The 24,709-nt window shown below is 68.4% G+C and carries 22 protein-coding genes and 2 tRNA genes; 10 read left to right on the forward strand and 14 right to left on the reverse strand.

The features are described from left to right. Positions 1-43: 43 nt before the first annotated feature. The 7 genes from C6569_RS09320 to C6569_RS09350 all read right to left on the reverse strand — a co-directional run bounded on the left by C6569_RS09320 (position 44) and on the right by C6569_RS09350 (position 7,392). Positions 44-119: transfer RNA gene (locus tag C6569_RS09320), tRNA-Val, on the reverse strand. A gap of 148 nt (positions 120-267) precedes the next feature. Beyond that, complete coding sequence (locus tag C6569_RS09325) at positions 268-543, reverse strand: HU family DNA-binding protein (RefSeq protein ID WP_106748585.1); 276 nt, start codon at positions 541-543, stop codon at positions 268-270. A 201-nt stretch (positions 544-744) separates the two neighbouring features. Further along, the gene (lon, locus tag C6569_RS09330; RefSeq protein WP_106748586.1) at positions 745-3,171 is read right to left on the reverse strand and encodes an endopeptidase La; all 2,427 of its coding nucleotides are present in this window, start codon (positions 3,169-3,171) and stop codon (positions 745-747) included. 379 nt (positions 3,172-3,550) lie between these two features. Then, positions 3,551-4,807, reverse strand: coding sequence for an ATP-dependent Clp protease ATP-binding subunit ClpX (clpX, locus tag C6569_RS09335; RefSeq protein WP_106750974.1), 1,257 nt, complete (start codon positions 4,805-4,807; stop codon positions 3,551-3,553). 290 nt (positions 4,808-5,097) lie between these two features. Further along, positions 5,098-5,733, reverse strand: a complete 636-nt coding sequence (gene clpP / locus C6569_RS09340) for an ATP-dependent Clp endopeptidase proteolytic subunit ClpP (RefSeq protein ID WP_106750975.1) — start codon at positions 5,731-5,733, stop codon at positions 5,098-5,100. A 172-nt stretch (positions 5,734-5,905) separates the two neighbouring features. Beyond that, entirely contained in the window at positions 5,906-7,264 is a 1,359-nt protein-coding gene (gene tig / locus C6569_RS09345) for a trigger factor (protein ID WP_106748587.1), read from the reverse strand. Between the two features lie 43 nt (positions 7,265-7,307). Further along, positions 7,308-7,392 (reverse strand) — tRNA-Leu (locus C6569_RS09350). Positions 7,393-7,669: 277 nt separating this feature from the next. Between C6569_RS09350 and C6569_RS09355 the strand changes: the two genes are divergently transcribed. Then, positions 7,670-8,914: a multicopper oxidase family protein gene (locus tag C6569_RS09355; protein WP_106748588.1), complete on the forward strand. Its 1,245-nt coding sequence runs from the start codon at positions 7,670-7,672 to the stop codon at positions 8,912-8,914. Between the two features lie 15 nt (positions 8,915-8,929). On the opposite strand, the gene C6569_RS09360 is transcribed toward C6569_RS09355, so the two are convergent. Next, a complete protein-coding gene (locus C6569_RS09360) occupies positions 8,930-10,441 on the reverse strand; it encodes an NAD(P)H-hydrate dehydratase (protein ID WP_245898285.1) in 1,512 nt (503 codons plus the stop codon). 333 nt (positions 10,442-10,774) lie between these two features. On the opposite strand from C6569_RS09360, the gene C6569_RS09365 reads away from it, so the two are divergent. From C6569_RS09365 to C6569_RS09375, 3 genes are all read left to right on the forward strand, one after another. After that, the gene (locus tag C6569_RS09365; protein ID WP_106748590.1) at positions 10,775-11,113 is read left to right on the forward strand and encodes a P-II family nitrogen regulator; all 339 of its coding nucleotides are present in this window, start codon (positions 10,775-10,777) and stop codon (positions 11,111-11,113) included. A 61-nt stretch (positions 11,114-11,174) separates the two neighbouring features. Further along, positions 11,175-12,584 (forward strand): type I glutamate--ammonia ligase, encoded by a 1,410-nt coding sequence (glnA, locus tag C6569_RS09370; RefSeq protein ID WP_106748591.1) that lies wholly within the window; start codon positions 11,175-11,177, stop codon positions 12,582-12,584. A gap of 337 nt (positions 12,585-12,921) precedes the next feature. After that, positions 12,922-14,628, forward strand: a complete 1,707-nt coding sequence (locus C6569_RS09375; protein ID WP_215905802.1) for a methyl-accepting chemotaxis protein — start codon at positions 12,922-12,924, stop codon at positions 14,626-14,628. A gap of 133 nt (positions 14,629-14,761) precedes the next feature. On the opposite strand, the gene C6569_RS09380 is transcribed toward C6569_RS09375, so the two are convergent. Further along, positions 14,762-14,974, reverse strand: coding sequence for a hypothetical protein (locus C6569_RS09380; protein WP_106748592.1), 213 nt, complete (start codon positions 14,972-14,974; stop codon positions 14,762-14,764). 216 nt (positions 14,975-15,190) lie between these two features. Between C6569_RS09380 and C6569_RS09385 the strand changes: the two genes are divergently transcribed. After that, positions 15,191-17,215, forward strand: a complete 2,025-nt coding sequence (locus tag C6569_RS09385; RefSeq protein WP_106748593.1) for a PhoX family protein — start codon at positions 15,191-15,193, stop codon at positions 17,213-17,215. Positions 17,216-17,228: 13 nt separating this feature from the next. Here C6569_RS09385 and C6569_RS09390 read toward each other — a convergent pair whose 3' ends face one another. Then, positions 17,229-18,065: an alpha/beta hydrolase gene (locus tag C6569_RS09390; protein ID WP_106748594.1), complete on the reverse strand. Its 837-nt coding sequence runs from the start codon at positions 18,063-18,065 to the stop codon at positions 17,229-17,231. A gap of 101 nt (positions 18,066-18,166) precedes the next feature. Here C6569_RS09390 and C6569_RS09395 point away from each other — a divergent pair, with 101 nt between their 5' ends. Both C6569_RS09395 and C6569_RS09400 read left to right on the forward strand, forming a co-directional pair. After that, positions 18,167-18,559, forward strand: coding sequence for a VOC family protein (locus C6569_RS09395; RefSeq protein ID WP_106748595.1), 393 nt, complete (start codon positions 18,167-18,169; stop codon positions 18,557-18,559). 57 nt (positions 18,560-18,616) lie between these two features. Continuing rightward, positions 18,617-18,865, forward strand: a complete 249-nt coding sequence (locus tag C6569_RS09400) for a hypothetical protein (RefSeq protein ID WP_106748596.1) — start codon at positions 18,617-18,619, stop codon at positions 18,863-18,865. Between the two features lie 71 nt (positions 18,866-18,936). Here C6569_RS09400 and rpsI read toward each other — a convergent pair whose 3' ends face one another. The 3 genes from rpsI to C6569_RS09415 all read right to left on the reverse strand — a co-directional run bounded on the left by rpsI (position 18,937) and on the right by C6569_RS09415 (position 20,788). Then, complete coding sequence (rpsI, locus tag C6569_RS09405) at positions 18,937-19,413, reverse strand: 30S ribosomal protein S9 (RefSeq protein WP_106748597.1); 477 nt, start codon at positions 19,411-19,413, stop codon at positions 18,937-18,939. A gap of 2 nt (positions 19,414-19,415) precedes the next feature. After that, positions 19,416-19,877 carry a 50S ribosomal protein L13 gene (gene rplM / locus C6569_RS09410; protein WP_106748598.1) on the reverse strand — a complete coding sequence of 154 codons (462 nt, stop codon included), beginning with the start codon at positions 19,875-19,877 and terminating at the stop codon, positions 19,416-19,418. Positions 19,878-20,083: 206 nt separating this feature from the next. Continuing rightward, on the reverse strand, positions 20,084-20,788 hold the full coding sequence (locus C6569_RS09415; RefSeq protein ID WP_106748599.1) for a glutathione S-transferase N-terminal domain-containing protein: 705 nt from the start codon (positions 20,786-20,788) through the stop codon (positions 20,084-20,086). A 206-nt stretch (positions 20,789-20,994) separates the two neighbouring features. Here C6569_RS09415 and C6569_RS09420 point away from each other — a divergent pair, with 206 nt between their 5' ends. Continuing rightward, positions 20,995-22,584 carry an AMP-binding protein gene (locus C6569_RS09420; protein ID WP_106748600.1) on the forward strand — a complete coding sequence of 530 codons (1,590 nt, stop codon included), beginning with the start codon at positions 20,995-20,997 and terminating at the stop codon, positions 22,582-22,584. Positions 22,585-22,795: 211 nt separating this feature from the next. On the opposite strand, the gene C6569_RS09425 is transcribed toward C6569_RS09420, so the two are convergent. Continuing rightward, a complete protein-coding gene (locus tag C6569_RS09425) occupies positions 22,796-23,242 on the reverse strand; it encodes a PaaI family thioesterase (protein WP_106748601.1) in 447 nt (148 codons plus the stop codon). Positions 23,243-23,337: 95 nt separating this feature from the next. Here C6569_RS09425 and C6569_RS09430 point away from each other — a divergent pair, with 95 nt between their 5' ends. Both C6569_RS09430 and C6569_RS09435 read left to right on the forward strand, forming a co-directional pair. Beyond that, positions 23,338-24,150 (forward strand): enoyl-CoA hydratase, encoded by an 813-nt coding sequence (locus tag C6569_RS09430; protein ID WP_425440706.1) that lies wholly within the window; start codon positions 23,338-23,340, stop codon positions 24,148-24,150. Continuing rightward, positions 24,147-24,689, forward strand: coding sequence for a CoA-binding protein (locus C6569_RS09435; RefSeq protein ID WP_106748603.1), 543 nt, complete (start codon positions 24,147-24,149; stop codon positions 24,687-24,689). Before C6569_RS09430 ends, C6569_RS09435 begins: the two co-directional genes overlap by 4 nt. The last annotated feature ends 20 nt before the right edge of the window (positions 24,690-24,709 follow it).

Raw genomic sequence — 24,709 nt, forward strand, 5'->3', positions numbered from 1 at the left:
GTGCCCGCACCGGTGGGCACTCACAGCGGAGAAGCTGGGGGAATGGTGGGCAGTGACGGGCTCGAACCGCCGACATCCTGCGTGTAAAGCAGGCGCTCTACCAACTGAGCTAACCGCCCCCGGAACTGCGGGTGTTTCCGCCATGTAGACCGCCCCCGGCGCGGCGACAAGGGGCGCGATGCCGCCCTGCCTCCGGGCCGGCCGGAGCGGAAACGCCGCCGCGGCCCGCGGCCGCAGCGGCGTTTCTCCAGCAGGGCGTCAATCCGTTCAGGAGTTGACGGCGTCCTTCAGGCCCTTGCCGGCCGAGAACTTCGGCGCGTTCGAGGCCTTGATCTGCACGGGCTTGCCGGTGCGCGGATCGCGACCCTCGCGGGCGGCGCGCTTGGTCACCGAGAAGGCACCGAAACCGACGAGCTTGACGTCGCCGCCGGCCTTCAGGGTCGCGGCAATGGCATCGAACGTCGCATCAACTGCAGCACCCGCCTGCGCCTTGGTGAGGCTCGCCGCTTCGGCGACCGCGGCGATCAGTTCGTTCTTGGTCACGGGCTGTTCTCCTTCAGTTTGCGCCGGTCCGGGAATGCGGGATTCCGTTGCCGACGGGCGTCCCGTTTGCCGCGCAATGATCGTGAAAGCAAGGAAAATGCTGGGTTTGCGCCGCTGTTGTGGACGATTTCGGCGCCTTTCAACAGAAAACCCCGGGCCAGAGGCCCGGGGTTTGGAACCATTCTAGATTGATGGCGCGGCTCAGTGCGCCACGACGCCGGCGGGATCCTCCTCGCCCGGCTTGCGCGGGGCGATGGGTTCGGCCTCCTCGTCCCATTCCACCGGCTCGGGCTGGCGGATGAGCGCGTGCTTGAGGACCTCGTCCATGCGGCTGACCGGGATGATCTCCAGGCCGTTCTTCACATTGTCCGGAATCTCCGCCAGATCCTTGGCGTTCTCCTCCGGGATGAGGACCTTCTTCAGCCCGCCGCGCAGCGCCGCGAGCAGCTTCTCCTTCAGGCCGCCGATGGGCAGCACCCGGCCGCGCAGGGTGACCTCGCCGGTCATCGCGATGTCCTTGCGGATCGGGATGCCGGTCATCACCGACACCATGGCGGTGGCCATGGCGATGCCGGCGGACGGACCGTCCTTCGGCGTCGCGCCCTCGGGCACGTGGACGTGGACGTCGCGCTTGTCGAACATGGGCGGCTTGATGCCGAAGTCGAGCGCGCGCGAGCGGACGTAGGAGGCCGCCGCCGAGATCGATTCCTTCATCACGTCCTTCAGGTTGCCCGTCACCGTCATGCGGCCCTTGCCGGGCATCATCACGGCTTCGATCGTCAGCAGCTCGCCGCCGACCTCGGTCCAGGCGAGGCCCGTGACGGCGCCAACCTGATCCTCGGTCTCCGCCATGCCGTAGCGATAGCGCGGCACGCCGAGATACTCCTCGACCACCTTCGGGGTCACCTTGATCGACTTCTTCTTCGTCAACGTGAGGTCCTTCACGCCCTTGCGGACGAGGTTGGACATCTCCCGCTCGAGGTTGCGTACGCCGGCCTCCCGCGTATAGCGGCGGATGACGGTCATCAGCGCCTCGTCGGTGATCGACCAGTCCTTCTCGCTGAGGCCGTGCTTGGCCACCGCGTTCGGGATGAGGTGCGACTTGGCGATCTCGCGCTTCTCGTCCTCGGTGTAGCCGGCGATGCGGATCGTCTCCATGCGGTCCAGCAGGGGCGGCGGGATGTTCAGCGTGTTCGCCGTGGTGACGAACATCACGTTCGAGAGGTCGAAGTCGACCTCCAGATAGTGGTCGTTGAACGTCGCGTTCTGCTCGGGGTCGAGAACCTCGAGGAGCGCCGCGGAGGGATCGCCGCGGAAGTCCTGGCCCATCTTGTCGATCTCGTCGAGCAGGAAGAGCGGGTTCGCCGTCTTCGCCTTCTTCATCGACTGGATGATCTTGCCGGGCATGGAGCCGATATAGGTCCGCCGGTGGCCGCGGATCTCGGCCTCGTCACGCACGCCGCCGAGCGAGATGCGCACGAATTCGCGACCCGTCGCCTTGGCGATCGACTTGCCGAGCGAGGTCTTGCCGACTCCGGGGGGCCCGACGAGGCAGAGGATGGGACCGGTCAGCTTGTTGGCGCGCTGCTGCACCGCCAGGTATTCGACGATGCGGTCCTTGACCTTGTCGAGGCCGAAATGGTCGGCGTCCAGGAGCTTCTGCGCGCCCGGCAGGTCCTTCTTGATCTTCGACTTCTTGCCCCAGGGCAGCGACAGCATCCAGTCGAGATAGTTGCGGACCACCGTCGCCTCGGCCGACATCGGCGACATCTGGCGCAGCTTCTTCAGCTCGTGATTGGCCTTGTCGCGGGCTTCCTTCGAGAGCTTCGTGCGCTTGATCTTGTCCTCGAGCTCGACCAGCTCGTCGCGGCCGTCCTCGTCGCCCAGCTCCTTCTGGATCGCCTTCATCTGCTCGTTGAGGTAGTACTCGCGCTGGGTCTTCTCCATCTGCCGCTTGACGCGGGTGCGGATCTTCTTCTCGACCTGCAGCACGGAGATCTCGCTCTCCATGAGGCTGAGCGCCTTCTCCAGCCGCTTGGCGACGTCGATCGTCTCCAGAACGGCCTGCTTGTCGGAAATCTTCACCGCCAGATGCGAGGCGACCGTGTCGGCGAGCTTGGAGGGCTCGTCGATCTGGCTGACCACCGAGACGATCTCGGGCGAGACCTTCTTGTTGAGCTTCACATAGCCCTCGAACTCGGTGATCACCGAGCGGGCGAGCGCCTGGACCTGGACCTTGTCGCCGATCTCGTCGGCGATGGCGCCGGCCTCGGCCTCATAGAATTCCTCGCGGCCGGAATAGGCGCCGATGCGGGCGCGCGACACGCCCTCGACCAGCACCTTCACCGTGCCGTCGGGCAGCTTGAGGAGCTGCAGGACGGAGGCGAGCGTCCCGATCTCGTAGATGGCGTCCGGCTCCGGATCGTCGTCCTGCGCCTTCATCTGGGTGGCGAGCAGGATGTGCGTCTCGGCGCGCATGACCTCCTCGAGGGCGCGAATCGACTTCTCGCGGCCGACGAAGAGCGGCACGATCATGTGGGGGAACACCACGATGTCGCGCAGCGGCAGGACCGGGAATGTCTTGGTCTCGCCGGGGTTGAGGGGCGGACGCTTCTTGGTCTCGCTCATGGTTCACTCGTCCTTTCCTCGACACGCCGCGAAAGCGGCCCTTACGGGCCCGCGCCGACGGCGGCGCTCGGATGATTCCTGGCAGGGTGACGCGAAATTACGCTTTTGTCGCGCGGGGACGGCGGCGGGATTGAGGCCGGCCCGGAAGCTCTGCGGCTTCCTCGGAGGTCTCGGGGCGCTTGGCCGACCTCGGGCACAAATCCCTGCCCGGGGGTCTGTCGGTGACCATTAGGTGGCGCTGCACACCCCGGGTGTCAAGGCGACGAAAGTGCGGGACGCACAGGCTCGTGAACGGGCCGTTGCAGCCGGCCGCGACGGCCCCCTGAAACGCAGAAGGGCGGGTGCAGCACCCGCCCTCCGTCGAAGCTTTGCGAGGGAATCAGGCGCTCTGCGCCTTCTCCTTCTCGGCATAGATGTAGAGCGGCCGGGCCTTGCCCTGCACCACCTCCTCGGAGATCACGACCTCCTCGACGCCTTCCAGGCCCGGCAGGTCATACATGGTGTCGAGCAGGATGCTCTCCATGATCGACCGGAGGCCGCGGGCGCCGGTCTTGCGCTCGATCGCCTTGCGCGAAACCGCGCCGAGGGCGTCCTCGTGGAAGGTCAGGTCGACGTTCTCCATTTCGAACAGGCGCTGATACTGCTTCACCAGCGCGTTCTTCGGCTCGGTGAGGATCTTCTTCAGCGCCGTCTCGTCGAGGTCCTCGAGCGTCGCCAGCACCGGCAGGCGGCCGACGAACTCGGGGATGAGGCCATACTTCAAGAGATCCTCCGGCTCCACCGCGCGGAAGATCTCGCCGGTGCGGCGCTCTTCCGGAGCGCGCACCGTGGCGCCGAAGCCGATGGACGACCCCTGCCCCTTCGTCGAGATGATCTTCTCGAGGCCGGCGAAGGCGCCGCCGCAGATGAACAGGATGTTGGACGTGTCCACCTGCAGGAACTCCTGCTGGGGATGCTTGCGGCCGCCCTGCGGCGGCACGGAAGCGACCGTGCCCTCCATGATCTTCAGCAGTGCCTGCTGGACGCCCTCGCCCGACACGTCGCGGGTGATGGAGGGGTTGTCGGACTTGCGGCTGATCTTGTCGATCTCGTCGATGTAGACGATGCCACGCTGCGCCCGCTCGACGTTGTAGTCGGAGGCCTGGAGCAGCTTGAGGATGATGTTCTCGACGTCCTCGCCGACGTAGCCGGCTTCCGTCAGCGTCGTCGCATCCGCCATGGTGAAGGGCACGTCGAGGATGCGGGCGAGCGTCTGGGCCAGCAGCGTCTTGCCGGAGCCGGTCGGGCCGATCAGCAGGATGTTCGACTTCGACAGCTCGACGTCGTTGTGCTTCGTGGCGTGGTTCAGCCGCTTGTAGTGGTTGTGGACCGCGACCGAGAGGACGCGCTTGGCGTGGAACTGGCCGATCACGTAGTCGTCCAGGACCTTGCAGATCTCCTTCGGCGTCGGGATGCCGTCCTTGGACTTGACCAGGGAGGACTTCGACTCCTCGCGGATGATGTCCATGCAGAGCTCGACGCACTCGTCGCAGATGAACACCGTCGGTCCGGCGATCAGCTTGCGGACTTCGTGCTGGCTCTTGCCGCAGAAGGAACAGTAGAGGGTGTTCTTCGCGTCGCTGCCGGCCTTGCTCATCATCTCTCTCCAACGCGAACCGTCACCCTGTCGGATCGGGATCGTCTGACGCGAGACCCGAAGGTCTCTCGATGTCTCGGCCCCCCGGAACGCCGATTGGCCCTTCAGCCAAACATGGTGCGCACCGCGGGATCAAGAAAGGATTAACGCTGTTTTGTCACATACGGTCCTTTTAGGGACCGCACGGACGGTCGGATCAGTCTATGCAACCGGCGGACCACCCGTGGTGACCCAAAAGTGACACCCGCCGGATGCCGCTTCGGGCAGCCGCGGGGTCACCGCAAGGGGCATCAGGCCTTGGCGGCCTCGGGCTCGTCGGCGCGCTCTTCGATCACCTTGTCGATGAGGCCGAACTCCTGGGCCTTCTGCGCCGACATGAAATTGTCGCGCTCCAGGGCGTCCTCGATCTCCTTCAGCGTCCGGCCCGTGTGCTTCACATAGACCTCGTTGAGCCGCCGCTTCAGCTCCTTCACCTCTTCGGCGTGGATCAGGATGTCGGTCACTTGGCCGCGATAGCCGCCCGAGGGCTGGTGCACCATGATGCGCGAATGCGGCAGGGCGAAGCGCTGGCCCTTGGCGCCGGCGGTGAGCAGCAGCGAGCCCATGGAGGCGGCCTGGCCCATGCACAACGTGGTGACGGCCGGTTTGATGAACTGCATCGTGTCGTAGATCGACATGCCCGCCGTGACGACGCCGCCCGGCGAGTTGATGTACATGTTGATCTCCTTCTTCGGGTTCTCCGCCTCGAGGAACAGGAGCTGGGCGACGATCAGCGTCGCCATGCCGTCCTCGACCGGGCCCGACAGGAAGATGATCCGCTCCTTCAGGAGGCGGGAATAGATGTCGTAGGACCGCTCGCCGCGGTTGGTCTGCTCGACCACCATCGGCACCAGGTAGTTCATCAGCGTGTCGTGCGGGTCTCTCATCGTCGTCGGTCCTTCGGGGTCGCGATTCGGGGCGAGCATCCCCCGAATCTCTTTGACGCCATCCTAACGGCACTGCGCATCCGCGGTGAATCCACCGCGATTGCGCCGGAAAAGCGAAGGGCCGCCAGCGGCGGCCCTTCCCTCACAAGGAATTGTCCGGTCGCAGCGCCATTCAGGCGGCTTCCTCTTCGTCGTTGTCCTTGAACAGATCGTCCTTGGAGACGGTCTTCTCGGTGACGTCGGCGAGTTCGAGGATGTAGTCCACGACCTTCTCCTCGAAGATCGGAGCGCGGAGCGAGGCGAGCGCCTGGGGGGTCTTGCGGTAGTAGTCCCAGACCTGCTGCTCCTGACCGGGGAACTGACGCGCCCGCTCGACCACGGCGCGCGACACTTCCTCGTCGCTGACCTTGATCTGGGCCTTCTCGCCGATTTCCGCAAGGACGAGGCCGAGGCGCACGCGGCGCTCGGCGATGGCGCGATATTCCTCGCGCGCCTTCTCCTCGGTGGTCTCCTCGTCGGTGAAGGTCTTGCCGCGCGACTCCAGGTCCTGGCTGACCTGGCGCCAGACGCTCTCGAACTCCTGGTCGACCAGCGTCTGCGGCAGGTCGAAGGCATGCTTCTCGTCGAGCGCGTCGAGCAGGGCGCGCTTCACCTTGCGGCGCGAGGCGGCGGCGTATTCGCTCTTCAGCCGGTCGGAGACGGCGGCCTTCAGCTTGGCGAGGTCCTCGAAGCCCACCATCTTGGCGAACTCCTCGTCGATGGCGCGGTCGCCCGGCTTCTCGATCGACTTCACCGAAACGGCGAACTCGGCGTCCTTGCCGGCGAGATTCTCGGCCATGTAGTTGGACGGGAACTTCACCTTCACGACGCGGTCCTCACCGGCCTTGACGCCGATGAGCTGGTCCTCGAAGCCCGGAATGAAGGAGTTGGAGCCGAGCTCGAGCTGGATGTCCTCGGCGGTGCCGCCCTCGAACTTCTCGCCGTCGATGGTGCCGACGAAGCCGATGGTCAGGCGGTCGCCGCTCTCGGCGGCGGCGCCCTCGGCCTTCGCCTCGAAGGGGCGGTTCTGCTTGGCCATGGTCTCTAGCATGGCCTGGACGTCGGCCTCGGCCGGCTCGACCACCGGCTTCTCGACCTTGATGCCCTTGAAGTCGGCGAGCTGGATCGTCGGCAGCACCTCGAAGGCCACCGTGTAGTCGAGGTCGGCGGTGCCGTCGAACACGGCCTTCGCCTCGGCCTCGGCCTCCGGCAGCTTCACCGAGGGCTCCTGGGCCAGCTTGAAGCCGTTCTCTTCCACGATCTTCTGGTTGGCCTCGCCGACCACCGCCTCGATGGTCTCGGCGAGCACGGCGCGGCCGTAGAGCTTCTTCAGATGCGCCGTCGGCACCTTGCCGGGGCGGAAGCCGTTGATGTTGACGCGGCCCTTGAGGTCGTCGAGGCGGGCATCGGCGCGGGCGGCGAGGTCGGTCACAGGAACCACCACGCGGAATTCGCGCTTCAGACCTTCGGACAGGGTGGCGGTCACCTGCATGGCTTCGTTTCTTTCGTGTTCGTGATCGGCGCGGCCGGCAGGATGGTGCGGGCGGAGGGACTTGAACCCCCACGACTTTCGCCACGGGAACCTAAATCCCGCGTGTCTACCAATTCCACCACGCCCGCCGAGGGCCGCTCGAAATAGCTTCTCGCCCCGGTCGATGCAAGTCATCCACCGGGCGCGGCCTCATAACATCGGCTTTTGGCGATTGCACCAAGAAAATGACGGTTCCGCCGCGGCGTTGCGGCCGCCCTCGCGGCACGCGGCGGAAACGCTGCGGCGCCACAGTGTCGGTGGTGCCGCGGCGCCCGCCGCTTGGCAGGCCGGGCCGGCCATGCCATCTCCTCCGGCCCCCGCGGGCGGTGATGGCCGATCGCCGCCGTCCGTGAGCCAGGAGCCTCGATGACCATCATGCCGCCTCTGACCCGCCGCCGTCTCGGCGCCCTCGCTCTCGGCCTCGCCCTGGCCGGCCGGGCGGCGCAGGCGAGCGACCTGCGGCTCACCGCCGCAGCGGGTGACAGGCGCTTCGGCGACGGCGAGGCCGTGACGCCCTTCTGGGGCTATGACGGCACCCTGCCCGGGCCGGTGTTGCGGGCGCGGCGCGGCGCGCCGGCGACGCTGCTCTTCCGCAACGGGCTCGACGAGGCGACGGCGTTGCACTGGCAGGGCGCGCGGCTGCCGCTCGACCCGGCGTCGGTCTCCCCCGGCACCGAGCGCGCGACGCCCCTCCTCCTCCGGGATGCCGGCACTTTTCTTTATCGCCCCCCGCTTCTCGGCGGCGAGGCGCAACTGCGCCGCGGCCTCGCCGGCCTGCTGCTGGTCGACGACGCGGCGCCCCCCGTCCACGACCGTGAAATGACCCTTCTGCTCTCGGAGGCCCCCGGCGAGGGCCCGGGCGCCCTTCTTGCCAACGGCGAGCGACGCCTCGGCTGGTCCGTGCGGCCGAACGAGCGGCTCTGGCTGCGCCTCGCCAATGGCACCGCCAATCGCGTCCTGCGCCTCGCCCTGCCCGGCCAGGTCCTGACCCTTGTCGCCCTCGACAGCCAGCCCTGCGAGCCCTTCCCGCTCGACGGCGGCCGGCTCGTGCTGGCGCCGGGGCAGCGCGCCGAGATCCTCTGGGACGTTGCCACCGCGGCTCCGGGCGTCCCGCTGCAGGTGGCGCGCTTCGCCGGCGAAGGCCTCGATGAGACGATTGCCGTCGAAGACGCACCGGCCCGCGCGACGGCGCTGCCGCCGCCGCAGCCCCTGCCCGCCAATGCCCTGCCCCAGGCCATGGATTTCCGCCGGGCGCTCCGCTGGGACTGGCCCATCGGCGGCACGGCGCAGGACCCGATCCTCGCCGGCCAGGCCAATCGCGGCCCGCCCGCCGGGGCGGCCTTCCGCGCCCGTGCCGGGTCCGTGGTGGTCGCCACCATCCGCAACGAGTCCCCCGTTCTCCATGCCGTCCACGTCCAGGGCCATGCGGCGCGCCTGCTCGACGGCCTCGACGACGGCTGGAAGCCCTATTTCCTCGACACGGTGCTCGTCGCCCCAGGCATGGTCACGCGGATCGCCTTCGTCGCCGAGCAGGCCGGGCGCTTCCTCGTCACCAGCCAGCCGATCAATGCCGACGGCGGGCCGGTGGCGATCGCCCTCGACGTGGCCTGATCGCCCCGCCCCCGCCTAGTCCGGCTCGTCGGCCGGCGCGAACCGCTCCGGGAGGCTCGCGAAGACCCGCGGCATCGCCTCGGGAAGATCCTCGGCGATCAGCCCGATGCCCGCCGCCCGACCCGCCTCCCCGTGCAGCCAGACCGCCGCGCTCGCCGCTTCGAAGGCCGGCATGCCCTGCGCGAGAAGGCCGGTGACGAACCCCGCCAGCACGTCGCCCGAGCCCGCCGTCGCCAGCCAGGGCGGCGCATTGGCGGCGATCGAGGCCTTGCCGTCGGGCGAGGCCACCACCGTGTCGGGCCCCTTGAGGATCACGACGGCCCCGGAACGCGCGGCCGCGAGGCGCGCGGCGTCGAGCTTCGAGCCCTTGGCCGGTCCGAACAGCCTGGCGAACTCGCCCCCGTGGGGAGTCAGCACCACCGGCCGGTCCGGCCAGGCGTGGATTCCGGCGAACAGCGCCTCAGCATCCGCCTGGAACGCGGTGAGCCCGTCGGCGTCGATCACCGTCGCCGCCCCGCTCGCCAGCGCCTCGGCCACCAGCGCGCGCGTCGCCTCGCCGGTGCCGAGTGCCGGGCCGATGCAGACGGCGTTCTTGCGGCGATCTGCGAGGATGGCGGCGAGGCCGTCCGCCCCCTCCATCCGCTCCAGCATGATCGCCGTGAGATGGGCGGCATTGACGGCGAGCGCCTCCGGCGGCGAGGCGACCGTCACGAGCCCCGCCCCCGCCCTCAGCGCCCCGCGGGCGGCGAGCCGTGCGGCCCCGGTGCGGGCGAGCCCGCCGGAGACGACCACCGCGTGGCCGCGGCTGTATTTGTGCCCGTCCGGCTGCGGCAGGGGCAGCGACACGCCCCACAGATCCGGCTCGTTGGCGAAGTCGCGGATGGCGAGAGCCTCGATGACCGCCGGCGAGATGCCGATGTCGGCGACGCGCACCCGCCCGCACTGCAGCCGTCCCGGCATGAGCAGGTGGCCGGGCTTGCGGCGGAAGAAGGTGACGGTCTCGTGCGCCTTCACCGCGATGCCGCGCACCGCGCCCGTCGCGCCGTCCACGCCCGAGGCGATGTCGGCGGCGACGACACGGCAGCCGGAAGCGTTGACGGCGTCGATCACCTCCGCCTCCTCGCCGGCGACGTCGCGGGAAAGCCCTGCGCCGTAGAGCGCGTCGACCACCACGGCGGGCCGGTCCTCCGACCAGGCTGCGAGCGGCACCGGCGCCCTCCCCCAGTCGTCGGCGGCCGCCACGGCGTCCGATGCGCGGGCCTGCGGCGGCGCGGCAGCGGCGACCGTCACCCGGAACCCGCGCTCCCTCAGGACTTTGGCGGCCACGTAGCCGTCGCCGCCGTTGTTTCCGGGTCCGCAGAGCACCGCAACGGAGGCGCCCGGCGGCGTGCCGCGCGCCGCCACATCGGCGACGGCAATACCGGCGCGCTGCATCAGCACCCGGCCCGGCGTGCCCGCGGATATGGTCAGCCGATCCGCCTCGGCCATGGCCGCGGGAGTCAGCAGGGCGCTGAGGTGACATGTCATCGCGCCACTTTCGGGAGCAGCCGGCACCGGGTCAATCGCGGCGCGTGCCGGTGGAGGGACTGGCATCGCTTAAATTTGAGGCACACCGGCCCGCCCCGCTCCTCAGCGGACCGCCCTGCGCCACCCGAAACGCACACAAAGTAGGCATACCGCTCACAACTGAGGCATTGTGACTGGCGCAGGCGCCGGCCGGAGCGCCTGAAGGCTGGCTTTCCCCTTGCGATTCCAGCACAATCGGGACGCGACGCCTCTGGCACATCTCCTGCTAGCCCGCGAATGCGGTTCGGGGGCGGGAGCCACATCCGGCGGTCGGACCACAGGAGCAGGATCGGAATGAAGAAGATCGAGGCGATCATCAAGCCCTTCAAGCTCGATGAGGTGAAGGAGGCGCTGCAGGAGGTCGGACTCCAGGGCATCACGGTCACCGAGGCGAAGGGGTTCGGCCGGCAGAAGGGCCACACCGAACTCTATCGCGGCGCCGAATATGTCGTGGATTTCCTCCCCAAGGTGAAGATCGAGATCGTCATGCCCGACGACATGGTGGAAAAGGCGATCGACGCCATCCGCCGTGCCGCCCAGACCGGGCGGATCGGCGACGGCAAGATTTTCGTCTCGACCATCGAGGAAGCCATTCGCATCCGCACCGGCGAGTCCGGTCTCGACGCGATCTGAACGGAATTCGGCCGGTCCGCCCTGCCGCAATGCACACGTGCAAACCAAGAGGAAGCACTAAATGACGACTGCCAAGGATGTCCTGAAAATGATCAAGGAGAACGACGTGAAGTACGTCGATCTCCGCTTCACCGACCCGCGTGGCAAGTGGCAGCACGTCACCTTCGACATCACCATGATCGACGAGGAGATCTTCGCCGAGGGCACGATGTTCGACGGCTCCTCGATCGCCGGCTGGAAGGCGATCAACGAGTCGGACATGCTCCTCATGCTCGACCCCTCGACCGCGCAGATCGACCCCTTCTTCGCCGAGACGACGCTCTCCATCGTCTGCGACATCCTCGAGCCCTCGACGGGCGAGCCCTACAACCGCGATCCGCGCGGCATCGCGAAGAAGGCCGAGGCCTATCTGAAGTCGACCAAGATCGGTGACACCATCTTCGTCGGCCCCGAGGCCGAGTTCTTCGTCTTCGACGACGTGAAGTTCGCCGCCGAGCCCTACCACACCGGCTTCAAGGTCGATTCCTCCGAGCTGCCGACCAATTCCTACACGGACTACGAGGGCGGCAACCTCGGCCACCGCGTCCGCACCAAGGGCGGCTACTTCCCGGTTCCGCCGATCGACAGCCTGCAGGACATGCGCGGCGAGATGCTCGCCTCCATGGCCAAGATGGGCGTGAAGGTCGAGAAGCATCACCACGAGGTCGCGTCCGCCCAGCACGAGCTCGGCATGAAGTTCGACACGCTGACGCACATGGCCGACCAGATGCAGATCTACAAGTACTGCATCCATCAGGTCGCCAACATCTACGGCAAGACCGCCACCTTCATGCCGAAGCCGGTCTTCGGCGACAACGGCTCGGGCATGCACGTGCACCAGTCGATCTGGAAGGGCGGCAAGCCGCTGTTCGCCGGCAACAAGTACGCCGATCTGTCGCAGGAGTGCCTCTGGTACATCGGCGGCATCATCAAGCACGCCAAGGCCCTGAACGCCTTCACCAACCCGTCGACCAACTCCTACAAGCGTCTGGTCCCGGGCTACGAGGCGCCGGTTCTCCTGGCCTACTCGGCCCGCAACCGCTCGGCCTCCTGCCGCATTCCGTGGACGGCCAACCCGAAGGCCAAGCGCGTCGAGGTCCGCTTCCCCGACCCGACCGCCAATCCGTACCTGGCCTTCGCCGCCATGCTGATGGCCGGCATCGACGGCATCACCAACAAGATCGATCCGGGCTCGGCCATGGACAAGGATCTCTATGATCTGCCGCCGAAGGAGCTGAAGAAGATCCCGACGGTGTGCGGCTCGCTGCGCGAGGCCCTCACCAACCTCGACAAGGACCGCGCCTTCCTGAAGGCCGGCGGCGTCTTCAACGACGACTTCATCGACAGCTACATCGAGCTGAAGATGACCGAGGTGATGCGCTTCGAAATGACGCCGCACCCGGTCGAGTACGACATGTACTACTCGGTCTGATCCGGGCGGGCGGGCTTTGCGGCCCGCCCGTGCCCCGTCGTCGACGGGGACCAACAACGGGTCGTATCTTCCGCGCTCGACCGCGTGGTCTTCCGTCCCAAAGGGCGCCTCTCAGGCGCCCTTTTTTTTTCGCCCGGCAGCCGCAGAGAGTGATCTGTCGGCCGTGCTGTCTGCCGCGCCGCCTCGCATAACGCGAAACGACCGATGCAGCCATGGTGAACGCATCGCAAGCTTCGCACGGGGAACGTCGCAACAATCCTTTATCCACATCGTTAATGAGTATTTTAATAAAGGCTGACATAAGGGAAACGCATCCCCAGCCCGGAGATTCCCTGACATGCTGTCGCTTGGTTCGTTCCGCATCACGCCGAAAATCCTCGCCATCGTGGCGATGCTGAACGCGGCGCTCATCGCCGTCGCGCTGATCGGATCTTTCGCCCTCGACCGCGTCGGCGACGACGCCGACCAGGCTGCGGCCGCCGCCCGTCGCGCCGTCGCCTCGGCCCGCCTCAACCAGCATGTCATGGCCATCAACCGCTTCGAATTCGTCCTGGCAGCGAGCCCCACGGCAGACCTGATCCGCCAGTTGCCGGCCGACGCTGCCCGCGAGGTGGAACTGGCGCGCGAACGTTTCGGCATGATCCGCAGTTCGACCGCGCCGGAGGTCCAGGAGGCGCTGCGCAAGGCCGAAGGCGCCTTCAACGCCATGCTGGCCCTCAGCCAGCGGACCTTCGCCGCCGCCGGAGAGGTGCGGGGCACCGCCACGCCCGAACAGCAGCAGCGGCTGAAGGACATGGCCATGGCCAGCCGCGAGCTGACGCTTGAGGCCCGCCGCCTCGTCACCGAGATGACGAACCTGCTCATCACCCGTTCCGACGCTTATGCCAAGGGCATCCAGGAACTGGCGGACGCCAAGGAGCGGCTCATGTACGGGCTCATGGGCCTGGCCCTGGTCGCCGGCATCGCCTTCGCCCTCGTCATCGGCCAGGTGGGCATCGCCCGCCCGATCGCGCGCATCAACGCCGTCCTCGCCGAACTCGCCAAAGGCAACTTCCAGGTCGCCGCCTACGGCGCCGAGCGCCGTGACGAGGTCGGCGACATCGCCAAGGCGGCCGAGACCTTCCGCGCCAACGGCATGGAGGCGGAAAGGCTGCGCGCCGAGCAAGAGGCCGCCAAGGCCGCCGATGCCGAGCGCCAGAAGGTCATGATGCGCGAGCTCGCCGACCGCTTCGAGGGCGCCGTCGGCGGCATCGTCGACATGGTCTCCTCCGCCGCCACCGAGATGCAGGCGACCGCCACCCAGCTCTCCGCGTCGGCTCAGGAAGCCTCGGCGCAGTCGACCTCGGTGGCGAGCGCCGCCGAAGAGGCGGGCGCCAACGTCACCGCCGTCGCCGGCTCGGCCGAGGAGCTCGGCGCCTCCGTGCAGGAGATCGGCCGTCAGGTCGAGCATTCCGCCAATCTCGCTCGCAGCGCGGTGAAGGAGGCGGATGGCACCGGCGCCATCGTCTCCGAACTGACCCAGGGTGCGGCGCGGATCGGCGACATCGTGGAGATGATCTCGACCATCGCCTCGCAGACCAACCTCCTCGCCCTCAACGCCACCATCGAGGCGGCGCGCGCGGGTGAGGCCGGCAGGGGTTTCGCCGTCGTCGCCAGCGAGGTGAAGGGCCTGGCAGAACAGACGGCCAAGGCGACGAGCGAGATCGGTGCCCAGATCGTCGCCATCCAGGAGACCACCAACAAGGCCGTCAGCGCCATCGCCGGGATCACCGCGAGCATCCGCTCCATCGACCAGGCGACCTCCTCCATCGCCTCGGCGGTGGAACAGCAGGGATCGGCGACGCGCGAGATCGTGGCCTCCGTGGGCCAGGCCTCCACCGGCACGACCGAAGTCTCCTCGGCCATCACTTCGGTAGCCCAGGCCGCCGCCGAGACCGGCCACGGCGCCAATCAGGTTCTCACCGCCTCGTCCGACCTCGCCCGCCAGGCCGAGCGGCTGTCGCACGAGGTCCGGCAGTTCCTCGCCACCGTCAGGGCCGCCTGACGCTGGGGGAACCATCGTTCACCGGATCATCGGAACGGGCGCCTTCGGGCGCCCCTTTTCGGTGGGCCGCTCGGGCGGACGTCGTGGTCGACGCGAAGGGATGGAGGTGGGCCGAGAGTCCCGCGATGGCCGCTCAAAGCACCAGGAATGCGCCGGCGAGGCCCATGGTGATGACCCAGGCGCCGATGCGGCCCAGCGTCCAGGCGGGATCGGTCTCGTCGCCGGGGAGCACGAGGCTCGTCTCCTCCGGGTCGATGCAGCCGAGCGCCAGCCCCGCCCGCTCGGCGGCGCGCATCAGCTTCGCCATGTCCTGTTCGACGGTCACCAGTCCCAACACGCGGTCCATGACGCAACTCCGGAACGCCTCGCCCACCCTGACGCGCACTGTGAAGCGGCAGGCGTAAACGAGGACTTTGCAATCACGTCCTGACGGCGTTCCATGTCGTCCTGATGGCGCGGAATGCGATCACCTGTGGCATTTGGGTTTCACTCCCATCCGTCACCGGACTGTCGCGGGCCTCGGCTGAAATGATCCGGGCCGACGAAAGAGGAACCTGACACCATGTCCGACGCACCGAGGCCGCATGAGGCCGGCCTGCTCAGCGTCTCCCAGCGCGCCGAACTGGCTGAAGATCGCGGCACCAGCCCGGCCGACGGCCCGACCTTCGGCGACGTCGTCGCAGCGCGCTTCCACCGCCGCGAACTCGTGAAGGGCGTGCTCGGCGTCGGCGCCATCACGGCTGCCTTGGGCCCTGCGGCTCTCGCGGCCCGAACCGCCGCCGCCCAGCCGGGGTCGGCGACGCCGTCCTTCGGCTTCCGCGAACTCTCCTCCACCCCCACCGACCGCGCCGAGGTGGCCAGCGGCCATGCCGCCGAGGTGCTGATCCGCTGGGGCGACCCGGTTCTGGCCGATGCGCCGGCCTTTGCGCCGACGGCCCAGACGGGGCCCGCCCAGGCCCGCCAGTTCGGCTACAACAACGACTATCTCGGCTATTTCCCGCTGCCCGGCGCCGCGAACCCGTCGCGCCACGGCCTGCTCTGCGTCAACCACGAATATACCAACGAGGAGCTCATGTTCCCCGGCCTCGGCCGGCAGGATGCAGGCGGCCCGCTCGGCCGCGCCAAGGCCTTCTCTGGCATGACGGCCGGGATCGTCGCGGTCGAGATGATGGCCCATGGCGGTTCGGTACTGGAGGTCCGCCGCGAGGGCGACCGCTGGCGGGTGGTTCAGGGCTCCCGCTACGCCCGCCGGATCACCGCGGAGACGCCCATGGCGATCACCGGTCCGGCCGCCGGTGACCCGCGCATGCGCACCTCCGCCGATCCGCAAGGGCGCCGCGTCCTCGGAATGCTCAACAACTGCGCCGGCGGCCGCACGCCCTGGGGCACCTGGCTGACCTGCGAGGAAAACGTCAACGGCTACTTCACCGGCCGCCTGCCGGAGGGCCACCGCGAGACCGCGAACTACCGCCGCATGGGCATTCCCGGCCGCTGGTACAATTGGGGCGACCACGTCGACCGCTTCAACGTGGAGAAGGAGCCGAACGAGGCCAACCGCTTCGGCTGGGTGGTGGAGATCGACCCCTTCGACCCCGCCTCGACGCCGAAGAAGCGCACCGCCCTGGGCCGCTTCAAGCACGAGGGCGCCGCCGGCATCGTCTCCCGCGACGGGCGCTACGTGCTCTATTCCGGCGACGACGAGCGCTTCGACTATGTCTATCGCTTCGTCACAGCGGGCCGCGTCAGCGGCGACCGGGCGCGCGACGCCGACCTGCTCGATAGCGGGACGCTCTTCGTCGCCCGCTACAATGCCGACGGCAGCGGCGACTGGCTGCCGCTCGTCGTCGGCGAGGGGCCCCTCACATCCGCCAACGGCTTCCACTCCCAGGCCGACGTGCTGATCGAGACGCGCCGCGCCGCCGATCTCCTCGGCGCCACCCGCATGGACCGGCCGGAGGACGTGGAGGCGAACCCCGCCACCGACAAGGTCTATGTGATGCTGACCAACAACAGCCGCCGCAAGGCGGAGGAGGTCGACGCCGCCAATCCGCGTGCCGACAACCGCTTCGGCCACATCGTCGAGATGCTGCCGGACGGCCGCGACCATGCCGCGCCGCGCTTCACCTGGGACATTCTGGTGCGGTGCGGCGACCCGGCCGTCGCGACGGTGGGGGCGACCTTCAACAGCCGCACCTCGCAGGACGGCTGGTTCGGCATGCCGGACAATTGCGCCGTCGACGCGGATGGCCGGCTGTGGGTCGCCACCGACGGCAACACGCCCGGCCGCACCGGACGCAACGACGGCGTCTGGGCCATGGAGACCGAGGGCGAGGCGCGCGGCACCTCGAAGCTCTTCTTCAAGTGCCCCTTCGGCGCCGAACTCTGCGGACCCGAGTTCACCCCCGACGGCGAGACCTTCTTCGTCGCGATCCAGCACCCCGGCGAGGCCGATCCCGAGGATGCCAGCGCCGCCCCGGCGACCTACGAGAATCCGTCGACCCGCTGGCCGGACTTCTCGCCGGACATGCCGCCGCGGCCGTCCATCGTCGCCATCACCCGCCAGGGCGGTGGCAAGGTGGGCAGCTAGGGACCGTTGGCCCCTAGACCGTCGGCAGCTCTGGCGCGAGGTCGAGGAGCGCCCGCGTCAGCGCGCCGTCGGGCCGGCGCATGGTGTCGAGGATGGAGAAGTGGTCGGCTCCCTCCACCGGCAGCAGCGGCCCTGGCGCGCCGGCGCGCATCCTAGCGGCGTGCATGGCGTGGGAGTTCGCCACCAGCGCCGGCAGCTCGCGCGTGCCGTAGGTGACGGCGAGCGGCTTCATCACCGGCGGGCGGCGCAGCGGCGACAGATCCGCGATCTCCTCGCGCGACAGGCTCAGCTTCTCGTCGAGATAGGTGTCGGCGAGAGGCGCGAGCTCGAAGATGCCGGAAATGGCGAGGCCGGCCGTCACCGCCTCGTGGCTGAGCGCCATGGCCGCGAGATGCCCACCCGCCGACCATCCCGCGACGATCAGCGGACCGCCGGCACCATGCGCGGCTGCGTTTCCGGCCAGCCAGTCCAGCGCCGCGCTGCATTCGCCGACGATCGCGGCGAGCGAGGCCTCCGGCGCCAACGTGTAGCCCGGCATCGCCACCGACCAGCCCCGGGAGGCCACCCCCTCCCCCAGCACGGAGAACATCTCGCGGGCATTTCGCATCCAGTAGCCGCCATGGAAGTAAACGAGGCAGGGCGCGCGGGGGTCTGTCCCCGGATAGAGGTCGGTCTTCTGCCGTTCGCCGGGTCCGTAGGGGAGATCCATCGTCGCGGCGTGGCGCGCCCGAATCACGGCCGATTCCTCCGTCCAGCGGGCGAAAGTCTCCGTCCACGAGGGCACCGCCTGGCCGTTGTTGTAGGCCGCATCGCGGGTCGGCTGTGGAACGGGCGAGACGTCTATGGCCATGATCGGGTGTCCACCTGCAGAGAATACCAGTCTCGCACGGAACGGAGCCGGGGGAACCGCCACGGCCGCATGCGGTTCACCCGCCACCACAGGAGATCACCATGACCCGACCGGCCAGCCAGCCCGCCGACCATTCCACCGTCTCCCCCTATGTCATGGCGACGGGCGCCCGCGACCTCATGGGCTTTCTCGCCGCGGTCTTCGGCGCGACGCCGGTCATGGCGCTCGACCGCGAGGACGGCAGCCTGATGCACGCCTCCGTCAAGATCGGCGACTCCGTCGTCATGCTGGCCGAGGCGACGGCCGACTACCCCGCCTTCCCGGTCTGGCTGCACGTCTATGTCGACGACGTCGACTCAACACATGCGGCGGCGCTCGCCCGCGGTGCGGTCGAGGTGGAAGCGCCTTCCGAGAAGGGTGACGGCGACCGGCGCGGCGGATTCAAGGATCCCGCCGGCAACACCTGGTGGATCGCCACCCCCGTCCGATCCTGATCCGGAACAAGCGCGCCCGCCTGCCGTTGAGGTGCAGACCCCCGAGGAGATCACGACATGCAGGACGGAAAGATCACCCGCGAGACGACGACGCGCGAGGCCCACTACACGGCCACGGAGGACGGCACGACCATTCCCGCCCACGACAAGGCCGTGAAACGCGATGGCGAGAGCCATGAGCAGCACGCGGAAGCCGAGGCCGGCGGGACCACTGAGCGGAAGACGCTCAAGGAAGCCCATTCCACCGCGACCGAGGCCGGAACCACCATCCCGGCCCACGACCGCCTGGTGCCGAAGAGCGCCTGAGCCCCGTCACAGGGCCGAAAAGCAAAAAGCCGGGCCCAGGGCCCGGCTTTTCGATGTCGTGAAGCGAGAAATCAGCGCTTCGAGAACTGGAAGGAACGACGGGCCTTGGCCTTGCCGTACTTCTTGCGCTCGACCACGCGGCTGTCGCGGGTGAGGAAGCCTTCCTTCTTCAGCGCGCCGCGCAGCTCCGGCTCATAGTAGGTCAGAGCCTTGGAAATGCCGTGGCGCACCGCGCCGGCCTGGCCGGAGAGGCCGCCACCGGCGACCGTCACGTTGATGTCGTACTGCGTGTCGCGGTTGACGAGAACGAGCGGCTGGCGGAGCAGCATGCGCAGCACCGGACGGGCGAAATAGACCTCAAGGGTGCGGTCGTTGACGGTGATCTTGCCGGAACCCGGCTTCACCCAGACGCGGGCGACCGCGTCCTTGCGCTTGCCGGTGGCATAGGCGCGGCCCTGCTTGTCGAGCTTCTGCACGTGGCGCGGAGCCTCGGCGGAGGCCGGCTTGAGGGCGCTCAGGCCCTCGAGAGACGAAACGGTCTCAGCCATGGTCAGGCCCTCACGTTCTTGGAGTTCAACACGCCGACGTCGAGGACGACGGGCGCCTGGGCCTCATGGGGGTGCTTGTCGCCGCCATAGACGCGCAGGTTCGACATCTGCCGGCGGCCGAGCGGACCGCGCGGGATCATGCGCTCCACGGCCTTCTCGACGATGCGCTCGGGGAACTTGCCGTCGCGGATGGTCTTGGCGACGCGCTCTTTGATGCCACCCGGATAGCCGGTGTGGTGATAGTAGGCCTTCTGGTCCCACTTGCGGCCGGTGAAGACCACCTTGTCCGCGTTGATGATGATGACATTGTCACCGCAATCGACATGGGGGGTATAGGTGGCTTTGTGCTTGCCGCGCAGGCGCGTCGCCACGATCGTCGCGAGGCGGCCGACAACCAGGCCCTTCGCGTCGATCAGAACCCACTTCTTGTCGACCTCGGCGGGCTTCGCCACATAGGTCTTCATGGTCGTGTCTTCCGGGATTGAGGAAATCGGAAGCGGCGCACCGGAAAGCCGGCCGCCGCGTCGGGAGGGCTATAGGCGAGAGCGGCCGGCGCGTCAACGCATGCGACCGCCAAAAACCCTCGCAAAACCAGCAACTTATAAAATAGGTATTTTGATACCTTGATTTTATGTCCGATTCTGCAAGGGCTTGCCGCTGTCGCCAGCGCTCAGGGGCGCGCCGGGATCTCCAGCCCCCGCTGCACGGCGGGCCGCGCCAGGCAGCGCTCCAGCCAGGCGGGAACCTCCTTCAGCTCGTGATAGCCGACGACGTCGGCGGCGCCGTAGAAGCCGACGAGGTTGCGCACCCAGCCGACGAGCGCGATGTCGGCAATCGTGTAGTCATCGCCCATGATGTAGCTCCGCCCGGCGAGCCGCGTTTCCAGCACGCGGATGAGGCGGTGGCTCTCGGCGCGGTAGCGCTCGAAGGGGCGCTTGTCCTCGTAGTCGCGCCCCGCGAACTTGAAGAAGAAGCCGAGCTGGCCGAACATCGGCCCGACCGCCGCCATCTGAAAGAACACCCACTGGATGGTCTCGATGCGGGCTGCGGGATCGGCGGGCAGGAAGCGGCCGGTCTTCTCCGCGAGATAGAGCAGGATCGCGCCGGACTCGAACAGGGCGAGCGGCTTTCCGCCGGGGCCGTCGGGATCGATGATCGCCGGGATCTTGCCGTTCGGGTTCAGCGCCAGGAATTCCGGCGTCCAGGTCTCGTTCTGGCCGATATTGATGGCGTGCGGCTCATAAGCGAGCCCCGTCTCCTCCAGCATGATCGACACCTTCACCCCGTTCGGGGTGGGAAGCGAATAGAGCTGGATGCGGTCTGGATGGGCGGCCGGCCAGCGGCGGGTGACGGGGAAGGCGGAAAGGTCGGACATCGGGAGGCTCCTCGGCCGTCGGCCGGACGGCGGTGTGGCGAGAGATGGGCGCCGACCCTCGGCGATCAACTCCTCCCGCACAAGCGTCGCGTCATCGTGATCGTCCGGCTCCGCCGCACGGCCCAGTTGAGCGGCGGAGCGCCCTGCCCCAGGCTCACGTCCGGAGGCGGGATCAACCCGCCCCGCACGACATCAGAGGAAGCCCCATGCCGATGGTCACACCGCCCGCGGGCCATGTCGGCCCCTTCGCCGGCCTCGACGTGCCCTGGCTCCTGGCGCTCAGGGCCCGCACCGGCCGCGACCATCCCTTCATCGTCTGGACGCCCTTCGAGCGGCCGGCCGTCACACTCACCTACGGCGCCTTCCACGCCCGCGTCGGCGCCCTCGCCGCGGGCCTGGCGAAGCGTGGCGTGAAGCCGGGCGAATTCGTCCTCATCCACCTCGACAACTGCCTCGAGGCGATCCTCGCCTGGTACGCCTGCGTCGAGCTCGGCGCCGTCGCCGTCACCACCAACACCCGCTCCGCCGGGCCCGAGATCGCCTATTTCGCCGGTCATTGCGGCGCGGTGGCCGCCATCACCCAGCCGGCCTATGCTGGCGCGGTGGCCGCCCATTGCCCGGACATCAGGTGGATCGCCGTCACCGACAACGACGGCGGCGAGCCCGCCGCGGCCGCGGCGGCTCCGGAGAAGGCGCTGCGCTTCGACGCCCTCTTCGCCGACGCCGCCGACCGGCCGGTGCGCCCGCATGACCCGCTCTGGCCCTGCAGCGTGCAATACACCTCCGGCACCACGGCACGCCCCAAGGCCGTGCTCTGGACCCACGCCAATGCGCTCTGGGGCGCGAAGGTCAACGCCGTCCACGAGGACCTCCGCCCCGAGGACGTCCACCTCGTCCACCTGCCGCTGTTCCACACCAATGCACTCGCCTATTCGGTGCTCGCGGCGCTCTGGGTCGGCGCCACCGCCGTGGTCATGCCGCGCTTCTCGGCGAGCCGCTTCTGGGCCACCGCCGCCGCGCACCGCTGCACCTGGACCTCGGTCGTGCCCTTCTGCGTGCGGGCCCTGATGGAGCGGGACATTCCCAAGGCCCACACCTTCCGGCTCTGGGGCAGCGCCGTCTGCGAACCGCCGACCGATGCGATCTTCGGGGTGAAGACCATCGGCTGGTGGGGCATGACGGAAACCATCACCCACGGCATCGTCGGCGAGGCCAACCAGCCGAACACGCCCATGGCCATCGGCCGCGCCGCGCCCGAATACGAGATCCGCGTCGTCGACGACGACGGGCGGCCGACGCCGGTCGGCGGCACCGGCCACCTGCGCATCCGCGGCATTCCCGGTCTGTCGCTGTTCAAGGAATACCTGTTCAACGACCAGGCGATGCGCGAGAGCTTCGACGAGGACGGCTATTTCATCACCGGCGACCGCATCACCCTCCTGGCCGAGGGCTTCATGAAATTCGCCGACCGCGACAAGGACATGCTGAAGGTCGGCGGCGAGAACGTTGCGGCTTCCGAGATCGAGCAGGTCATCGCGCCGGTCCCCGGCGTCCGCGAGGTGGCGGTGGTGGCGAAGAAGCACCCCATGCTCGACGAGGTGCCGGTCGTCTTCATCATCCCGCAGGGCGGCGTCGCCGGCGCCCCGCCCGCTTTCGCCGACACGGTGCTGGCCGCCTGCCGCTCCGCCCTCGCCGACTTCAAGGTGCCGCGCGAGGTCCACCTCGTCGACGACATGCCGCGCTCGACGCTGGAGAAGATCGCCAAGGCGGAACTGAGGAAGCGCCTGGAGGCGTGAGGGACGGACGACTGTCACTGCGAGAGGCGGTCCTGCCCCTCACCCCTACCCTCTCCCCGCACGCGGGGAGAGGGGGAATTCCAACGTTCCGCTTGTTCTTGAACCGGCGAGCCTCGCCAATCGATTCCAGAAGCGCGCGACGCCGGAGCAACCCTCTCCCCGCTTGCGGGGAGAGGGTAAGGGTGAGGGGCCATGACTGGTCCCCGGCCCCTCACCTCTCCGGTGGGATCGAGTAGGTGCCCGTGGCATGGGCGACGAGTTCGTCCGGCTCGCCCTCCGACCAGATCGCCACCTCGCCGACCGCCAGTCGCTTGCCGAGCTTGATGATCCGGCACTCCGCCAGCAGGTCCTTCTGGTCGGGCTTCCGCAGGAAATTGATGGACAGGTTGGTGGTCACCGCCAGCGCCACCGGCCCGATGGAGGCGAGGATCGCCACGTAGAGCCCGGTATCGGCGAGCGTCATCATCGTGGGACCGGAAATGGTCCCGCCCGGGCGGAGCTGGCGCGGGTCGTAGCGGCAGCGCATGCGGGCGAAGCGGTGCTCCACCGCCTCGACGTGGAAGGTCTTCCCCGCCCCGAAGACCTGTGGAAACTCCTTTTCGAGGAAGGCTTCCATGGCGACAGTGTCGAGTTTCGGCGGCGGCTTCGTCTGGGTCATGGCATCCGTCAGGCTCGCGGTCGTTCGGCCGCCTTGCGATGGCGACGATAGCGGGCGACAGTCGCGCCCGCTCCTCTTGCGAAAGGCGGATGGCGATGAACGCGCTTGCCCTGGCACCCGGCCCCATCCTCCGTCGCGACGACCGCGACGGCGTGACGACGCTGACCCTCGACGATCCCGCGAGCCGCAACGCGCTGTCGGAGGCGATGCTCGCCGCCCTTTCCGCCACCTTCGCCGCCCTTGCCGCGGACCGCTCCGTGCGCGCCGTGGTGCTCACCGCCGTCGGCCCCTGTTTTTCCTCCGGCCACAACCTCAAGGAAATGACCGCCCGCCGCGTCGATCCGGACCGCGGCCGTGCCTATTTCACCGACATCCTCGGCCGTTGCTCGGCCATGATGCAGCAGATCGTCGCCCTGCCCCAGCCGGTGATCGCCGCCGTGCAGGGCCTCGCCACCGCCGCCGGCTGCCAGCTCGTCGCCACCTGCGACCTCGCCGTCGCCTCAACCGCGGCGCGGTTCTGCACGCCGGGCGTCAATATCGGCCTGTTCTGTTCGACACCCATGGTGGCGCTCTCCCGCAACGTCGCGCCCAAGCACGCCATGGAAATGCTGCTGCTCGGCGACATGATCCCGGCCGAGGAGGCCCTGCGCATGGGCCTGGTCAACCGCGTGGTTCCCGCTGGCGAGGAACTGGAAGCCGCGCAGGCGCTGGCGGCCCGCATCGCCGCCAAGTCGACGCTGACGGTGAAGATCGGCAAGCGGGCCTTCTACGACCAGATGGGCCTGCGCCTCTCCGACGCCTATGACCATGCGAGCGCCGTGATGGTGGAGAACATGCTCGCCCGCGACGCCGAGGAGGGCATCGGCGCCACCCTCGCCAAGCGCCAGCCGCGATGGGAAGACCGGTGAACCACGACAGCTATCCCGACGCCCATATCCGGGCGATCCTCGGCGAGGTGAAGGTCGTCGCCATGGTCGGCGCCTCGGCCAATGCCGTGCGCCCGAGCTATTTCGTGCTCAAATATCTCCTCGACCGCGGGTACCGCGTCCACCCGGTCAATCCGGGCCTGGCGGGACAGGAGATCCTCGGCTGCCGGGTCTACGGCCGTCTCGCCGACATTCCCGAACCCGTCGACATGGTCGACATCTTCCGCAATTCCGAAGCGGCCGGCGCCATCGTCGACGAGGCCCTCGCCCTGCCCGTTCGCCCGAAGGTCGTCTGGATGCAGCTCTCCGTCCGCAACGACGAGGCCGCAGCGAAGGCCGAGGCGGCGGGCCTGAAAGTGGTGATGGATCGCTGCCCGAAGATCGAACTCGGCCGGCTCTCCTCCGAAATCTCCTGGATGGGCGTCAATTCCCGCACGATTTCCTCCAAGCGCGCGCCCCAGCTCAAGTCCGGCAAGTTCCAGAAGCTCGGCCTGAGGCAGACCTTTCAGGGTGGCGATTGACCGCGGTGAGGCGTCACGCG

Source organism: Phreatobacter cathodiphilus (assembly GCF_003008515.1).
Taxonomy (GTDB): Bacteria; Pseudomonadota; Alphaproteobacteria; order Rhizobiales; family Phreatobacteraceae; genus Phreatobacter; species Phreatobacter cathodiphilus.

What these genes read in the sequence shown, in the direction of transcription:
- lon (WP_106748586.1), bottom strand. Translation starts at nt 3,171, where the DNA reads ATGAGCGAGACCAAGAAGCGTCCGCCCCTCAACCCCGGCGAGACCAAG.
- clpX (WP_106750974.1), bottom strand. Translation starts at nt 4,807, where the DNA reads ATGAGCAAGGCCGGCAGCGACGCGAAGAACACCCTCTACTGTTCCTTC.
- clpP (WP_106750975.1), bottom strand. Translation starts at nt 5,733, where the DNA reads ATGAGAGACCCGCACGACACGCTGATGAACTACCTGGTGCCGATGGTG.
- tig (WP_106748587.1), bottom strand. Translation starts at nt 7,264, where the DNA reads ATGCAGGTGACCGCCACCCTGTCCGAAGGTCTGAAGCGCGAATTCCGC.
- C6569_RS09355 (WP_106748588.1), top strand. Translation starts at nt 7,670, where the DNA reads ATGACCATCATGCCGCCTCTGACCCGCCGCCGTCTCGGCGCCCTCGCT.
- C6569_RS09360 (WP_245898285.1), bottom strand. Translation starts at nt 10,441, where the DNA reads ATGACATGTCACCTCAGCGCCCTGCTGACTCCCGCGGCCATGGCCGAG.
- C6569_RS09365 (WP_106748590.1), top strand. Translation starts at nt 10,775, where the DNA reads ATGAAGAAGATCGAGGCGATCATCAAGCCCTTCAAGCTCGATGAGGTG.
- glnA (WP_106748591.1), top strand. Translation starts at nt 11,175, where the DNA reads ATGACGACTGCCAAGGATGTCCTGAAAATGATCAAGGAGAACGACGTG.
- C6569_RS09375 (WP_215905802.1), top strand. Translation starts at nt 12,922, where the DNA reads ATGCTGTCGCTTGGTTCGTTCCGCATCACGCCGAAAATCCTCGCCATC.
- C6569_RS09380 (WP_106748592.1), bottom strand. Translation starts at nt 14,974, where the DNA reads ATGGACCGCGTGTTGGGACTGGTGACCGTCGAACAGGACATGGCGAAG.
- C6569_RS09385 (WP_106748593.1), top strand. Translation starts at nt 15,191, where the DNA reads ATGTCCGACGCACCGAGGCCGCATGAGGCCGGCCTGCTCAGCGTCTCC.
- C6569_RS09390 (WP_106748594.1), bottom strand. Translation starts at nt 18,065, where the DNA reads ATGGCCATAGACGTCTCGCCCGTTCCACAGCCGACCCGCGATGCGGCC.
- C6569_RS09395 (WP_106748595.1), top strand. Translation starts at nt 18,167, where the DNA reads ATGACCCGACCGGCCAGCCAGCCCGCCGACCATTCCACCGTCTCCCCC.
- C6569_RS09400 (WP_106748596.1), top strand. Translation starts at nt 18,617, where the DNA reads ATGCAGGACGGAAAGATCACCCGCGAGACGACGACGCGCGAGGCCCAC.
- rpsI (WP_106748597.1), bottom strand. Translation starts at nt 19,413, where the DNA reads ATGGCTGAGACCGTTTCGTCTCTCGAGGGCCTGAGCGCCCTCAAGCCG.
- rplM (WP_106748598.1), bottom strand. Translation starts at nt 19,877, where the DNA reads ATGAAGACCTATGTGGCGAAGCCCGCCGAGGTCGACAAGAAGTGGGTT.
- C6569_RS09415 (WP_106748599.1), bottom strand. Translation starts at nt 20,788, where the DNA reads ATGTCCGACCTTTCCGCCTTCCCCGTCACCCGCCGCTGGCCGGCCGCC.
- C6569_RS09420 (WP_106748600.1), top strand. Translation starts at nt 20,995, where the DNA reads ATGCCGATGGTCACACCGCCCGCGGGCCATGTCGGCCCCTTCGCCGGC.
- C6569_RS09425 (WP_106748601.1), bottom strand. Translation starts at nt 23,242, where the DNA reads ATGACCCAGACGAAGCCGCCGCCGAAACTCGACACTGTCGCCATGGAA.
- C6569_RS09430 (WP_425440706.1), top strand. Translation starts at nt 23,338, where the DNA reads ATGAACGCGCTTGCCCTGGCACCCGGCCCCATCCTCCGTCGCGACGAC.